This is a genomic window from Halolactibacillus miurensis, from assembly GCF_900116255.1.
GTDB lineage: Bacteria > Bacillota > Bacilli > Bacillales > Amphibacillaceae > Halolactibacillus > Halolactibacillus miurensis.
In genome coordinates this window covers 52,066-67,759 of record NZ_FPAI01000010.1, presented here as the reverse complement: position 1 = coordinate 67,759, position 15,694 = coordinate 52,066, and the positions used below count along the sequence as shown (strand labels likewise).

Sequence of the window (15,694 nt, the reverse complement as noted above, 5' to 3'; positions counted from 1 at the left end):
AAAACGTCACCGATTAAATACATAGGGGGAAGAAACGATGCATTATGATGTGATTGTGATTGGCGCCGGATCCGTTGGTATGGCGGCAGGATACTATTTAGCTAAAAGTGGAAAGAATGTCTTATTAATCGATGCGTTTGATCCACCGCACCAATCTGGTAGTCATCACGGTGAGACAAGAATTATACGCTATGCTTATGGTGAGGGGGCTGAATATGTGCCCTTAGTGCTTGAAGCAAAGCAACTTTGGGAGGATTTAGCAGAAGCGTCTGATAAGAAGATCTTTATGCAGACAGGGGTATTAAATGTAGGAAAGCCTGATTCTGACTTTATTCGATCGACGATTTCAAGTGCCAATGATTATGCGTTACCACTAGAAGTGATGGAGGCTGAGGCGATTCAACAGCGCTGGCCAGGTCTTACGATTCCCGAGTATTTTACCGGTTGTTTTGAACCAACATCTGGGGTGTTAGCCTGTGAAGAAGCTATTAAAGCTTACCGAGAACTGGCAGAACGACACGGAGCGACTCTTCTTCCGAATAGTAAGGTCAGTGATATAGAAGTAAAAGAACATGAAGTCACGGTTAAAACCGCTGAAGTCACCTGTCAGGCAAATGCCTTAATTGTTTCAGCTGGTGCTTGGTCGAATGAGGTCCTTGAAAGGCTAGATTTAGAGCTTCCTTTGACACCGGTAAGAAAGACGTTTGCCTGGTTTGATGCGGATGAAGAACAATACAACCACCAGCTGTTTCCTGCCTTTTCATTCGATACTGACGCTGGCATGTATTATGGGTTCCCAAGTATCAACCAAGCAGGGTTAAAGTTAGGTAGACATGACGGAGGCGAATCAATAGATCCGAACCAATCAATACAGCCCTTTGGCGAGAAACTAGAAGATCAAACCGACTTAACACAATTTTTACATCAGTATTTCCCAAATGTTCATGAACTCAACTACGGGAAAACGTGTATGTACACGCAAACACCTGATGAAAAATTCATTATTGATCTCCACCCTAGCTATAGCCATGTTGCTATTGCGGCCGGATTCTCTGGACATGGATTTAAATTTAGTAGTGCGGTTGGTAAAGCTTTAAGCGATCTATTAATCTCTGGTAAAGCAAACGTCGATCTGTCCCCGTTTGCGATTAACCGGTTTAACTAATCTTTCACTAAGGATCATGGCCGTTTTAATCGACGTCGCGAAAGAAAGAACAGGCACTTTCTCTCTCAGCGCACTTAAACTCATTCCTGAATGCATTGTCTTTAAATTTAGCAGAGCAATTGAAAATGCACCCACGGCTAACGCTTCTTGTGAAACAAATGGTTCGCGTAAAATACATTCTGTTTTTAGTGTTTTAAATGCTGCTTCTGCGACGACATTACGATGAGGTGTGCTTTTTGCTGAGAGAGAACGTTTGATCTAATGCTTAATCCATTCCCCCTATTTTTATAATAGATTTCTCTATCGGCGACGAATCCACTTATCAAAGGCTGATGACACTACCTCAAACGCTTTAATAATCTCGTTTCTAGTTTTTCCGGCTAAGAATCGTTTGACGACTTGTTCTTCAAATGCTTTCGAGAACGATTGGCGTGCTCTTGTTCCATGGGTAGCCTCTCCCTCGAGTGATGAGCCTCATAGGTTTAATTAACCTCAGCGAAACTGTCTAGTATAGCGTCGTCTATCCACTGCTTAGTTCATTAATATATTTCCCAAAAAATCATCAGTTACTTTATATTCCTTTGGTCTTTGTTTAACTACTTTAACATATCGCTCGTTTTCTAAATGGCTCATTATTAACGCATTTAGTGACTCAATAATTTTAACTTCAGTACTAACACCAATGTGCGTTGTTTTTGTTCCGTCATTTACCTCTACATACTCTTTTGGTCTGTTGTAAAATGACAGGCATGATCTTATGAAATATAAAAAAAGCCATATAAATCCGCTATACTTATGAGTGACTAAACCAATAAGTTAGAGCAATCTACATGACTCAAGATCATTTTACCAGAGGCAAACGCACATTTAAACACATACTAACGTTATAACGCCTGCTATATCAACGACATTTTTATACTTTCCTATGTTATAAGAAAAGCACCCTTTAGCAAAGCTATGCGGCTTTACTAAAGGGTGCTCATGTATTAATCGTCTTTTGAGTGACGCTCACCGACTTGGAATTGTTCTGCATGAGTAAACATATGCTCGACTGTCATCGGCTTATCACCTGTCAGCTGTTTAAAGTCATCTGTATACACATCCATTTTCCCTAATCTAATCGCTTGGGCGAAAGTGACCATGCCTTCAGATGAGAAAGGAGCTTCTGAATCCTTTTTAAATTTACCTTCTGTTGTTCTAGGAACACCCATCGCATCAAAAATCGCATAATTTTCTTCATCGGTAATGGCTTCATATGAGACGTTTTCACCTGTGACGCGATTACCGATCGCCACAAATTCTGTCATGGTCATTAACTCAGCCCCATTAATGTCTAGTGTAGCCTCGTGGTAATCAGTCGATTGTAACGCATACGCGACCGCCTTCGCACAGTCTTTACGTGAGATATAAGCCATTTGTCCGTCGCCTTGGCTGTTTTTTAATACGCCATCACCTTTCACAAAGGTAAAGTAATTCGTAATCATCGCTTCTGCATACTGCGAATTGCGCAAGAAAATATAATCTAGTCCGACACTTTTGATATAGTCTTCTGTGTAAATATGATCGATTTTTTCCACGCTAGGATTTGTTTCATCGCCTGCATTCACTAAAGATGTATAAATGATTTGTTTAACGCCCGCTTCTTTTGCCGCATCCACCACATGTCGATGCGCTTGTTGACGTTTTTCTCCTACGAAAGGCATTGAAATTAACGCTAACTTATCTGCCCCACGAAAAGCATCGACAAGCCCGTCCTTTTTGTTGAAATTCGTCACATGTGTTTCAATCCCTTGTTCGGCATAACTTTTCAAAGCTTCAGGGTTATACCCACAAAAAATAAGCTGATCATTGTCTACCAAATCGACTAAGTATGCCGCTGCTTGTGCGCCTAAATTTCCGTCAACACCTGTTAATAATAATTTCCCCATAACACTCTCTCCTTTTTAAAATGATTGATAACTCCATACTACGTGAAGCATTGAACATAATCTAATATAAAAATCCCATAGCCTATTGGGAAAACCAATCCGGCATACCGTTCATAAATGAGGTTAGTGCTGGGTTATCATTGCCTTTTAAATAACCGATTACTATCTTAAATGTATGCTTTGAATCTTTGAGAGGAATCAGCCTCAGTTCGTCGTTTGAGTGATTGAGTTGATAGTTATCAGGGAAAAATCCAATGACCTGATCCGTAAGGATATGGAAAAGTTCTGTTTCAACATCTTCGACTGTTCGAACAATATTCGGCTCATAGCCATCTTCAATCGCATGCTCAATCATCAAATGATACGTATTCCCAATCGTATTCGAATGCAACATAATTAAAGGATGCTTATAGAGCTCCTCCTTAGAGATGGTCTCATGGTTAAACAGTGGATGCTTTCGATTGACAACCGCACAATACCTTCCACTGTAGAGTGTCTGGGTAACAATCTGATCATTGCCTACAAAGGCTGAATCAACGGCGATCGCTAGATCATAGAGACCTTTTTCTAGATATGCCGTCATATCTTTTAACGTCACTTTTGTTAAATCTAATCTCATATTAGGATGTTTCTCGTTTACCTTTGGCATATGAGGTAATAGGCTCTGAATATCCGTCATCGTCGTATACGCCACGCTTAGTAATTGTGGCTGATTCCGTTTAAAATCTAACATTGTCTTCTGCATACGGTTATATTGTTTCCAAATGACGAGCGCCTCTCGATAGAACGTCCACCCAGCTGAGGTCGGTTCTATCGGCATATGTTTCCTATCAATAAGCTTAAGATCAAACGCTTTTTCAATCGAGGCTATTTGTTGACTAATGGTCGTTTGAGAGACAAAATTCTTTTTCGCTGTTTCAGTGAAATTTTTACATTCTACGAGATCAATGAAGTATTTAATTTTTTCAATATTCATCTCTATCGCCTCCATTCTTTTTTAAATTATATCATGAATGATGCCGACTATATGGCCCATACTTTATAAGCATGGCCGTTAAAGCTATCCCTCTAGCTCAATCTAGCACCAAGTGATTTTCAAGTATACACCAGCGATTTGCCGCACAATCTTTTCATTTATCCGAAGATTAACAATTCACATAATACTTTTACTATTCTAACGATTAGATAAATCATTAATTAACTCATTCCATTATGATATACTAGTGAACAGACAAAAATAGAAAGAAGGGAAGTTTATGAAAAAACTACTCGCATTACTTGCATTCACCCTACTGATTGTTGGATGCCAAGCTAATACAGACGATTCATCAGCGTCAAAAGATACAGAGGACATGACGGCTGCTGAAGCAAAACAACAGGAGATCAACACGATTATTGAAGACGGTCGCTACTTTGAAATCAATGGCGCGATTCAAGCGTTAACTGAGGCAGACCTAACAGAAGAAGAGGTCGCTGCCATTAAAGAAACGACGACTGAAAAGTTAATCGCGGAAGTGGATACACTCTCTGAAAGCTTCATTAGTGGAGACTTAGATGTGAACACTTACGGCAATACACTAAGAGACTTCGAAACAATCGAACTAGACGGTGTCCCAGCTAAAGCGGAAGAAGCCCGTACTGAACACAGTGCACTCATCATCTCTCGTCAAGCGTATAAAGACGGTGAAAAATTCTTAGAAATCGAGTATATCGATATGGCTAAGACAGAATTTGAAAAAGTCATCGAATCTGACGTCTTGTATGAAGATGCCCAAGCGCATTTAGACGACATCAACAATATGTAAACAAAAAAAGAAACAAGCCCTTAAACACTAGGTGCTTGTTTCTTTTTTAAATCCTCTTAATGAAGCGTTGGTTTCAATGATTTCTTAACCGCTTTTCTAATCGGACTAACTGTCGGCGTTCTCGTCTTGTCAAATATACCGCGAGCTTCTCCATACCACTTCGGCCATAATCTTTTAGTATGTTGCGTACATACAAGCGATCGGTCACCGATAAATCATCCCAAGCATCATTCACTTGTTTGATAGCTAAATACACCACCGGCATCAGTTGTTTATTTGTAAACAAACGTTCATACTCATTCCACTGATTTTTATCTAATAATGATAGAAACAACAAGGGGTCTTGCGTCTCGATCATGAGTGACAGCTGACGGTGACTATGTCTTTTCCTAACCATCATCGTTTTGACTTGACTAAGTACATAAAAGAATTGTTCTAACAGCGGCTTAGGTAAGGTGTATTGCTTCTGTTCTTTATCGATCACCAAATCATCGTCCGCTATTTTGCCGTGATATATGACGGGCTGTCTATCTAATAAGTAGTGTTGTAAGGACGTCTTTGACGCTTGATCATCTATGACAGTGATCGGCGTTGTTAAGATGGTTTGATACGTTTGATTGATTGTATTGATGATAACGATATATTTATAATCTGTCAGTTGGCGTAGCTTTCTTAACATAAGTATCATCAACAAAAAGAAAATAAAAAAGACGACGAGATAAAAAACAGGAACTTCTTCTATCATGAGATCAATAAACGCCATTCACACCCTCACCACCTTTATCATTATTTTCCTAACTTCATACTACCATTTAACGAAACAAGTGCCTAGTCTTTGCCTAAAAGTTTCTTTCGTGAAGATATGTCACTTTTAGTGCAGAAACATCGTCTACTCTTATAATCCGCTCATTTTTTCTCAATATATTAACGAAAAAGAAGGAACTATAGTATAATGACAAGTAAGTCTTAAACATTCATTGGAGGGTGTGTGCATGGTATTTTTTCAAACCCACGGGTTAACGGGCCCCACAACATTTTTATATCATCACGTCAACGACCTTCAGTTTCCCTTACACTTTCATGTTGCGTACGAATGTATACTTGTCCATGAAGGAATGATTAGCGTTGATATGAATGATACAACCTATAATGTGTCGAAAGAACAACTTATTTTCATTCACAGTCATCAAGTTCATCGTATTACATCAGAGCACCATTCGAAAGTTACCATTGTCTTATTCTCAACCGATTTCATCAGTGATTTTGATCAACAATATAAAGAGCGGTTAGCGACCTCACCTGTCATTTCCTACTCTGCCTTACCAAAGATAGAGAAACTCCAGACGGTGTACCATCAAAAAGCGTTTTTGTATGATGTGCTTTCGCGTTTAATCAGTCAAACGAACTTTATCGAAAAAAAAGCAACAATGAATACCACATTACTGCATGATTTATTACTCTATGTTGACAACCATTACGATAAGGATTGTTCATTAAAAAGAGCGGCGACGATCCTTGACTATGACTATACTTACGTCTCACAAGCATTTAAACAAATGACGTCACTTTCTTTTACTGATTATTTAAATCAATACCGCGTTTCTCAAGCGATTAATAAGTTAACCCATAGTGAGTTAACCATTTCTGAAATTTCTCGTCAGTGTGGCTATGAGACGTTACGGACGTTTAACCGTAATTTCCTTAAATACACGAATATGACGGCGTCAGACTACCGGAAGCAATATACTGCCTCCTAACAATAGATGAAAGTTAGATGAGAAATAGCCAATAACACTTGTAGATTCCGCGAAATTTGTTATAATCTTACTACTTAGAATAAAAATATAATACAGAAAGAAGTTTTGATATGGAAAATAGCCGTTTAAACAAAAAGAAAAATAAAAAGAAATGGTGGATTTTAACCCCCGTCATTATCTTACTCGTCTTATTATTATCGATCGTTGGTTATGGTGTGCATTTATATAACGAGGTTAAAAGCAATGTCAATGACAATATGCATGAAAAAGTTTCTGGTAACGTGATTGATACGGAAAAAACAAAAGAAAAAATCGAGAACAAAGATAATCTTAATATCCTCTTACTCGGTATTGATTCAGAGTCATCTGTCAGTGGTCGTTCGGATGCGATCATTGTCATGACTTTAAAGCCAAATGAAGACAAAATTCAACTCGTCAGTATTCCGCGTGATACTCGGACGACGATTGCTGGTCGCGGAACAGAAGATAAGATCAATCATGCGCATGCATTCGGTGGCCCAGACATGGCGATTGAAACAGTTGAAAATTTCTTAGATATTGATATTGATTATTTTGCGCGGGTGAATATGGATGGTATGGCTGAACTCGTTGATTTAGTCGGTCCAATCACTGTAAATAATGAACTGAATTTTTCTCAAGGTGGCAACACCTTCCCAACCGGCAACATTACCTTAACCGGGGATGAGACGATGAATTTTGTCCGGATGAGAAAAGAAGACCCAAGAGGTGACTTTGGCCGGACCGAACGTCAGCGTAAAGTCATTGAAGGTATTGTAAGAGAAGGTGCGAAAATCGAAAACATCACCCGTATTTCGGATTTACTTGATGTGCTAGGTAACAACGTGAGTACCAATATGACCTTTAGTGATATGACATCACTATTCCAAGGTTACCGTCAAACTGCCTCGAATTTTGAAGACTATCAAATGCAGGGGTCTGGTTCGATGATCAATAACATTTATTATCACATTGTCACTGAAGAGGAAATCAATAAAGTTCATGATTTAATTGAATCTTAATCTAAAAAGCCGCGCATCGACTTATATAAGGTCGACGCGCGGCTTTATTTTTGTCATGCTATCACGCGCTAGGGTCCATTAAGCGGCGTGACGCATCGGTTTTTTAACAAGTGATGGGCGTTTACTAAAGAGAAACGCCACCGCAATGATATTAATAATCGCCGACGGGATAATATACGACGCATTGTAAACAAAAGAATAGAGCCAAATATTCATGCCGTCAATGAGTGAATCAAAGAACACCACGCCTGCTAGATAATGACTAACAAAGCGAAGGGTGCTGCCGAGCCCAACACCGACAATGACCCACTTCACAAAGCTCCCTTTAGAACCACTCTGTAATGCATTCGCTGCTTGGTCTTTAAAGAGTCCCGCAAAACCTAACACAGTAAAGGCAATTGGATAGTCAAGCAAACCTTGAACCGGATGAGCGATCCAGGCAGTACCTGAAACAATTTGTAAGACACCTAACAGTAATCCTGATAATAAGCCACCCTTTAGTCCCCAGCGATAACTGATAATAAACACCGGAATCATCGCAAAAGAAATCGATCCTCCTTGGGCCCATACTTTAAATGATAAGAATGGGACGAGGTCTAAAATAAGCGCAAGCGCTGAAAAAATCGCGACCTCAATTAAAAATAATGTACGTTTTGATTGCATCAAACATGCCTCCTCATAAAATTTGTGCAACAAAAAAAGCAATGCCAAGGGATGCTTCCTGATGGAGGACCCTAACATTACTTAAAACGCCATCAAAAAAGCCACCATCCCTACGCTAGTATTAACTAACAGGTTCAGAGGGTCTAAGTATCGATACTTACTCTCAGCTGACGATTATCAGCTCCCCTTGAAGGCTTGATTCAATTACTTTTCTTGTTAGTTGTATTATATCAGTCTATTCTGAAAATGCAAGGGATGATGTTTAAATTGTTTCATCGTTATCATCTGCCTATCTGTTTTTCTATATACATCATTTCATCACTATGTTATGCAGAAAGAAATGAAGATAGAGAGAGCTTCTAATGATTCATTCATGTTCTACTGACCCTTTCGTTTGAATAACGGCCATACAATTATTTCTTAACGGTTAACGTGAGAATCTGTTGAAACCTTTCGAGTGCCTCCTTTAATAATCTCGGGCCTTCTGCCATAGCTAAGTCAAGTGTCATCGGCTCGTTCACAATCGGTAGCGTGACATGAATATTCTCTTCCTTTAACTCGGTTAATCCCTGTTCGACCTTACCAGCAAAGACCACCGTCGGTACGCCCACCTCTTTAGCTAGTCGACTCATTCCGATTGGCACTTTACCTGCGAGTGACTGCCTGTCAAACTTCCCTTCACCCGTGATCACTAAATCAACGTCACGTAACTTTTCTTTTAGTTTCCCGCGTTCACTTAAAAGATCTAAACCACTTTGAAACGTTGCCCCAAAAAAGCTATAACAACTAAAACCAATCCCCCCAGCTGCTCCAGCGCCGGGCATCTCAGTACAGGACACGTGTAACGTTTCTTCCACTGCTCGACTAAATTGCATCATCGCTTGTTCTCGTTCAGCTAGTTCTTCTTTTAGAAACCCTTTTTGCGGACCAAACACATACGTGGCTCCGTTACTTCCTAGTAAAGGATTCGTCACATCACTTGCAATCAACCACTTAACATGCTTCACTCTGGAATCTAATCCACTCATGTCTACCTTCTTTACTCTGCTTAAATCAGCTGGAAGTGCGTGCAGTAATTGATTACATTCATCAAGGAACTTAACGCCGAGCGCCATCATCATGCCCATACCGCCATCGACCGTGGCACTGCCACCAAGCCCTAAAATAATCGTTGTTGCGCCGTAATCAAGCGCTTGACTGATTTGTTCTCCCACTCCAAAACTCGTATGGTGGCGGGGGTGAAAGGTATCTTTATCTGCCTGAATAATACCCGCTGCTTCTGCCACTTCAATAACCGCCGTGTGACTCTCTTTCATCCATCCCCACGTCGCTAACATTTTTTTACCGTTCACATTAGTGATTGTACGCTGAATATATTCTCCGTCTTCTGCTTCTAAAAATGCTTGTACCGTCCCTTCGCCACCATCAGCGACAGTGAAACTTATGACGTCATGCTCCGTTAATGTATCCTTGACGATTCTGTTGGCTTCTAAACTTGTCATCGAACCTTTAAACGAATCAATTGCTGTTAAGATGCGCATCACTTTCATTCCTTTCTAAAAACAAAAGAGTATGACTATAGTGTGCCATACTCTTCTTTGTCTTTCACGTATTAGTTTAATTCTGGCCAGTAATCTTTATTTGCTTCAATCAAGGCATCGAGTACAACCCGAGCTTTTTTCGCATCCACAACGGTACGATTAAGTGTCAAGGCTTGGAGCGCTTTTGTATATGACCCTTCCATATAGGCTTCAACGGTCAATTTTTCAAACGCATGTTGGTTTTCTATAAGCCCTTTATAGAACGTGCCAATCTGACCAACCGCATAAGGTTGTGGCCCATTGGCACCAAGCGTTGCTGCCACTTCAACCATACTATCATCTGGTAAGTTCGCAATGATACCATCATTTCTCACCATCACGATAAAGGTTTTCCGCTCATTATTGGCAATCGATGCGGCGACTTCAACCATCATATCACCATGAGCATCGTTATGAACGACTTTTGAGTCACGTGCGGTGCCATTGTCGACAATACGACGACATTCCTCAAACACTTTCTTCTCTCGACCTTCTCTTACCTCATCCGTTCTCGTCCAGTTCGGATCTAGTTTTTTCACTTTATACTCTGGATAGAGATAATATTGTAAATACGTATTCGGTAAATAATCAGGAAAATCTTTTAACATGTCCTCTACCATCGCATACGTCTCAAGCCACGATTGATCACGTTGTTCCGCATCAACCGGTCTAAAGCCACCATTTAAAATGATCTCTTTTAACTCTGGTGCCCGGTCACGTCCTGTTTCATCATAAATATGTGTAAACCAACCGAAGTGATTGAGACCAAAGTAAACGGGCTCTAATTTATTCACATCATGATCAATCAGTTTTGAGTACGATCGAAGTAAGTTGACCGGTTGATCGCAAATATTTAAGATTTTGTCTTCTTTCGGGAAGATTTTATCAAGCGCTAACGCGACAATCGCCGCTGGATTCGTATAGTTCAAAATCCAAGCATCTGGACTTAACAGGCGTACGTCACGTACCATCTCTTCCATATCACGAATCGAACGCAATCCGTAACTAAAGCCCCCCGGTCCACACGTTTCTTGACCAATGACGCCATGTTGAAGGGGAATCTTTTCATCTTTTTCACGCATATCAAATCCACCCGTACGCATTTGACAGAAAACAAAGTCAACCTCTTTATAAGCGACTTCTTTATCGGTCGTATACACAACCTCTACCTCCGGTGCTTCTTCTTTAAAGAGGATCTTCGCAAACTCACCAATCACTTCTTGACGCTTTTGATCAACATCATATAGCACGACCTGGTTTAAGCCGAACTGATCTAAATGTGTCGTCATCGCTTTTAAAATACCTGGTGTCCACGTTGAACCGCCACCGACTAAGACAATATTATTTTTTTTCATCATCAACATCCCTCTTTTATTTATTAGTGACTGACGGATGACTTAGCATTAATCCGTCAGTCACTGCTTTGCTTTTATTTGTGTGTTTAATTCTTGTGATAGCTCATTAACGCTTACGCTTTTTGTTCATACATATAGTTATCAACAATGTTACGCATCTTAGAGACCCGGCCACCATAGACAACATGTACGGTGTTAGCATCCGGACGCACAATACCATTGGGGTTGGTTTTCTTTAAATACGCTTCTTTCACAAGCTCGCCATTTTTCACTTCTACACGCAAACGACTAATACAGTTATCGACATCGACAATATTGGTAAGCCCCCCCAATCCTTCAATGATGTTTTCAGCCGTCTTACGATCCTGTTCTTTGACTGGCACGTTTTCCGTATCATCCTCTTCATCATCTTCAAAGTCGGTCTTTCGACGACCAATTGTTAAGACGTTAAACTTACGGATAATAAACGTATAACTGAAATAATACATTGCGAAGAATATCGGACCGGCAATTAAGTAAATGTACCATTTCGTTTCAAGTCCTTGGAAGACACCAAAAACTAACCAGTCAATGATTCCCCCTTGAATATTCCCAATTCCTGCATCAAAAATAGCTGGGACTAAGAACGCTAATCCCGCAAAGATCGCATTTACGATCCAAAGGACAGGTGAAATAAAGATAAAGGTAAATTCAATCGGTTCGGTAATACCGGTTAAAATCACCGCTGTTAAACCGGCTAGGAAGAACTTTAAGACTTTCTCACGTTTTTCCGGTAACGCCATCCGGTAGATCGCCAAGACGGCTGCTGGCATACCGAACACCATGTGTAAGATCTTACCTTGTGCTAAGAAGCGAGTCGCATCTGTTGAGAACGGTAAATTTTTATCTAATTGATACAGATAAATCTGTAAGGCACCGACAAGTGAATGACCATCAATATTTTCTACCCCACCCAGAGCGGTGAATCTAAACGTTTGATTTAAGATGTGGTGCAAGCCCGTTGGATTAATGATTTTTTCAGTAAATCCATAGAGGAACGTACCAAACAATCCTGTTTCACTAATTAATTCACCCATATTGATGATACCTGCGTTAACAATTGGCCATACAAACGTTAAGCCAATACCAACCACAACCATCACTAAAGCCGAGATAATCGGCACAAAACGTTTGCCGCTGTAGAATGTCAGCGCCGCATGCAGTTCTGTTTGTCTAAACTTATTGTGTAAGTAGACGCCCATTAAACCAGCGATAATACCACCAATCACGTTCGTGTTATAAACAAAGATCCCAAGCGTACTTGTAAAACGGGCATTGAGTAACGTTGCCTCCACTTGACTTAAACCTTCGGTTTCCATTAAGTAGGCAATCGATGTTGTCTCAGGCGTATATCCTTGTAACGAAAGGAAATAGTTCATCCCGATGAGCATCGCAATATACCCAACAGCGCCTGCATAAACAGCCACTTCTTTATCACGCTTCACCATGCCAAGTGGAATCGACATCGCGAATAATAACGGTAAATACCCGAATGGGAGGGCTGATATTTTTCTAATCATACCTAAAATGTTTTGTAAGAAGGTATTATCTAAAAAGGGCATAAATTCAATAATATTCGGATTTTGGAGCGCTGCGGCAAGTCCAAGGAATATCGCCATAAATGACAGTAAACTAATCGGGAATAAGAGCGACTTTCCGAAGCTTTGGAAATTCTTTTTAAAGTTTGTCATATAACTGCCTCTTTTCTTCTTAGTGATGTAATATAAACTGGATAATTTGTTGGGGCCTAACCTCTACTTGTTCAACAACATGAAGGGATTCTTCCATCGCATTCGCTATTTGCGTACCTGGAGGTAAGGTTAAGTTCTCTGTTTCAAACATTGGATTATATAACCGGACAAATAACTGATTGTCTTCTGTACATTTCACCGCTGAGACCACACACTGTCCTAAGTCTAGGGTGACATCAGCTTCGTCTAATGCAACGTTAGGTCTTGGATTAATATTAAAGCGATTAAATGCTTTTCGTTGGTAAGCAACAAATGGTGTGAGATAGCTTTTGGCTTGTTTGTTTTGCGTCTCGATTTGTTCAAAATCAAACGCACAGTTAAACGTAAAGGTTGTGTTGGTTAATTGATTATCTGGTGTTTTGATTTCAATACCTGACGGACGACCGGGTCGATTCACAAGATTTCGTTTACCTAGGTGAGAGAACGTTCTAAACAAGGTAAGATAAGCGCAATCACCAACTACTTCATATTCTTTTAGCCCTTTCGTATAGAGGTTAAATTGATCATCAGCTGTTAATGATAAATAACTTTGCATCGTTTCGATACTGACTGGTTTTTCAACCCAGTTGTCTTGTTCCCAAATCGTTAACGGTTCTGTTAAATACACTGGTTTAAATTGATCAGATAAATAACCATCTACTTTCACTTGATTGGTGACTATTCCCGTGTGAAACACAAGTCGGTAACGACTATCAGCTGTTACGTTTGTGTGATTCAGTTCAACGTATACTTTCGGATCATTGTTAAATAATCGACACGTCCCAGTAAATTCTACCTGCGTCGTTGCTTGTTTGTTTTCTCGTTCTGTCTGATGACTCGGAACATCAAAAGCAATCGTTAACTGGATCACCTCTGATAGATCTCTTTTCTCAACCTGATAGGACAGCTCACCCACGTCCTTACTGTTAAGCACCCAATCATTCACCGGTGGTGAGTAATCATAACTGTCACCCGCATCCCCACTATTTTCAATCGAAAGGACGTTGGTAAAGAGGCGATTCGTTGCTTTATGGCGGTAATGTAGTTGATTGTTTTCAATAAATAGTTGACCAAATTGATTTTCTATCATGGACTCTATTGATTGTACCTCTTCAGCTCTTTCTGTCTCAACTTCTTCGTAAGTGACGTAACGCGCAGATAGCCCAAGCATCTCGTCCACGCTCACATAGACTTTCGTGCGGTAGACTTGAATGTCTTTAAGTCTCGCCGCCACTTGACGATCAATTAAACCAGCATCTTCTATTTGTTGATGTTCAATCACGTAGTCAATCTCTTGTCCCGATTCATCATAAAGAAGAAAGTTTTTTGTACGCGTGATCATCTCAAGTGACACCATCTCATCGGTGCGCTTTTCTGGTAGTGGGTTCACAATCACGATTGTCTGATCCGTCTCTTTATTAGCCATCGTCAGTAGTCTTAAATGCAGGTCAATTTGTGTGTCAACCATTTCTTTTGCGTTAATGAGACGCTGCCTAATATCTTGATTAACCGCATCACTATTACACCCACCAATCGAGTCATGCGCATGCGCACCGAATAATAGCTTGGCGACTTTTTCAACCACACCGTGGGGGTACGGGATACCGACCCGTTCACCAATCACTGCCAGTGGCTCTAAGGTGTGATACAACTTCGTTTCAATCTCATTGTTTAAGAGTTTAATATCCATCCGAGTTGAGCCGATCGTGCGGTGGATACGCGCATGTTTACTATCAGTCAGCTCGCCTTTAACAATCTCAAGGTCTTCTTTATTTAGTGTGTGAAGATAACCTTCAAAATCTGTGAGTGAGAAGTTATCTTCTGGATACAGCTTTTCTAGCGCCGTTATGACTTGTTTAATGTCACGTTGAAGTGGCATTTGATCGTGTCCATTCATAATTAAGCGGCTATTTGAAGCAGAATAAGCATCAAGGACACTCATTAACTTTGCCATTCTCTCACTTAGTAGTGAAGCGTCACTTTCTAAATACTTTGCCCCCTGATACCCTGTCGCTAAGTTCACACCGAAAATTTGTGTCCCATCAATACCTTCCCACAAAAAGTCGGACTTCTTTGCTTTTAACTCACTAAAGCCCCGCCAAAAGAAAGTTGACTCTATACCGAAATGTTGATAGATTTGCGGCATTTGACTCGCATGTCCAAATGTATCTGGTGCATAACCGACAAGCATCGGCTCACCAAATTCTCGTGCGCGTTTAATGCCGTAATAGAGATTTCTAAAAATGGATTCCCCGTGGACAAGTAATAAATCCGTTTGTGTATACCACGGTCCTACCCTTAAATTGCCTGATTGAATGAGTCGCTTCAGCCGTGGTTCTTGTGTTGGTTCCAGTTCTAGGTAGTCGTCAATCATAACACTTTGCCCATCTAAAATATAAATGGTCTCTGGATTTTCTTCTAAATAGTCCATGACATCTTGCATATGGTTTCTTAGTAACACCTTTGTTTCATCTTTTGTAAAGTACCACTCCCTATCCCAGTGTGTATGCATTAAAATTCTAATATCTCGTTTCATGATATCCCCCTTATGTGTTGATGACACTCTAAGTATAGCGCTTACATTTATCCGTGCGTTTCAAAGAGACGGATAATTATCCAAAACAAAAAGATC

The 15,694-nt window shown here is 40.2% G+C and carries 12 protein-coding genes and 1 riboswitch; of the genes, 4 read left to right on the top strand and 8 right to left on the bottom strand.

Features of this window, described 5'->3' with window-relative positions:
- The first annotated feature begins 37 nt into the window (after positions 1 to 37).
- On the top strand, positions 38 to 1,165 hold the full coding sequence (gene solA, locus BM390_RS08100) for an N-methyl-L-tryptophan oxidase (protein WP_089854200.1): 1,128 nt from the start codon (positions 38 to 40) through the stop codon (positions 1,163 to 1,165).
- A gap of 986 nt (positions 1,166 to 2,151) precedes the next feature.
- On the opposite strand, the gene BM390_RS08095 is transcribed toward solA, so the two are convergent.
- A complete protein-coding gene (locus tag BM390_RS08095; RefSeq protein ID WP_089854197.1) occupies positions 2,152 to 3,093 on the bottom strand; it encodes an NmrA family NAD(P)-binding protein in 942 nt (313 codons plus the stop codon).
- An 82-nt stretch (positions 3,094 to 3,175) separates the two neighbouring features.
- Positions 3,176 to 4,069: a LysR family transcriptional regulator gene (locus BM390_RS08090; RefSeq protein WP_089854194.1), complete on the bottom strand. Its 894-nt coding sequence runs from the start codon at positions 4,067 to 4,069 to the stop codon at positions 3,176 to 3,178.
- Positions 4,070 to 4,349: 280 nt separating this feature from the next.
- On the opposite strand from BM390_RS08090, the gene BM390_RS08085 reads away from it, so the two are divergent.
- Positions 4,350 to 4,898 (top strand): hypothetical protein, encoded by a 549-nt coding sequence (locus BM390_RS08085; protein ID WP_089854191.1) that lies wholly within the window; start codon positions 4,350 to 4,352, stop codon positions 4,896 to 4,898.
- 73 nt (positions 4,899 to 4,971) lie between these two features.
- Here the strand turns inward: BM390_RS08085 and BM390_RS08080 are convergent, their stop codons facing one another.
- Entirely contained in the window at positions 4,972 to 5,661 is a 690-nt protein-coding gene (locus BM390_RS08080; protein ID WP_089854188.1) for a hypothetical protein, read from the bottom strand.
- Between the two features lie 229 nt (positions 5,662 to 5,890).
- Here BM390_RS08080 and BM390_RS08075 point away from each other — a divergent pair, with 229 nt between their 5' ends.
- Both BM390_RS08075 and BM390_RS08070 read left to right on the top strand, forming a co-directional pair.
- Positions 5,891 to 6,655 carry a helix-turn-helix domain-containing protein gene (locus BM390_RS08075; RefSeq protein WP_089854185.1) on the top strand — a complete coding sequence of 255 codons (765 nt, stop codon included), beginning with the start codon at positions 5,891 to 5,893 and terminating at the stop codon, positions 6,653 to 6,655.
- Positions 6,656 to 6,765: 110 nt separating this feature from the next.
- Positions 6,766 to 7,695: an LCP family glycopolymer transferase gene (locus tag BM390_RS08070; RefSeq protein WP_062320504.1), complete on the top strand. Its 930-nt coding sequence runs from the start codon at positions 6,766 to 6,768 to the stop codon at positions 7,693 to 7,695.
- A 78-nt stretch (positions 7,696 to 7,773) separates the two neighbouring features.
- On the opposite strand, the gene thiT is transcribed toward BM390_RS08070, so the two are convergent.
- From thiT to BM390_RS08045, 5 genes are all read right to left on the bottom strand, one after another.
- Positions 7,774 to 8,358 carry an energy-coupled thiamine transporter ThiT gene (gene thiT, locus BM390_RS08065; protein ID WP_089854182.1) on the bottom strand — a complete coding sequence of 195 codons (585 nt, stop codon included), beginning with the start codon at positions 8,356 to 8,358 and terminating at the stop codon, positions 7,774 to 7,776.
- Between the two features lie 90 nt (positions 8,359 to 8,448).
- Positions 8,449 to 8,556, bottom strand: a riboswitch (TPP riboswitch).
- Between the two features lie 215 nt (positions 8,557 to 8,771).
- Positions 8,772 to 9,899: a glycerate kinase family protein gene (locus BM390_RS08060; protein WP_177220681.1), complete on the bottom strand. Its 1,128-nt coding sequence runs from the start codon at positions 9,897 to 9,899 to the stop codon at positions 8,772 to 8,774.
- A 71-nt stretch (positions 9,900 to 9,970) separates the two neighbouring features.
- Positions 9,971 to 11,293 carry a 6-phospho-alpha-glucosidase gene (locus tag BM390_RS08055; RefSeq protein WP_089854259.1) on the bottom strand — a complete coding sequence of 441 codons (1,323 nt, stop codon included), beginning with the start codon at positions 11,291 to 11,293 and terminating at the stop codon, positions 9,971 to 9,973.
- A gap of 113 nt (positions 11,294 to 11,406) precedes the next feature.
- Positions 11,407 to 13,023, bottom strand: a complete 1,617-nt coding sequence (locus BM390_RS08050) for a PTS transporter subunit EIIC (RefSeq protein ID WP_089854176.1) — start codon at positions 13,021 to 13,023, stop codon at positions 11,407 to 11,409.
- Between the two features lie 19 nt (positions 13,024 to 13,042).
- Positions 13,043 to 15,598, bottom strand: a complete 2,556-nt coding sequence (locus tag BM390_RS08045) for a glycoside hydrolase family 38 N-terminal domain-containing protein (protein ID WP_089854172.1) — start codon at positions 15,596 to 15,598, stop codon at positions 13,043 to 13,045.
- Positions 15,599 to 15,694 lie beyond the last annotated feature (96 nt).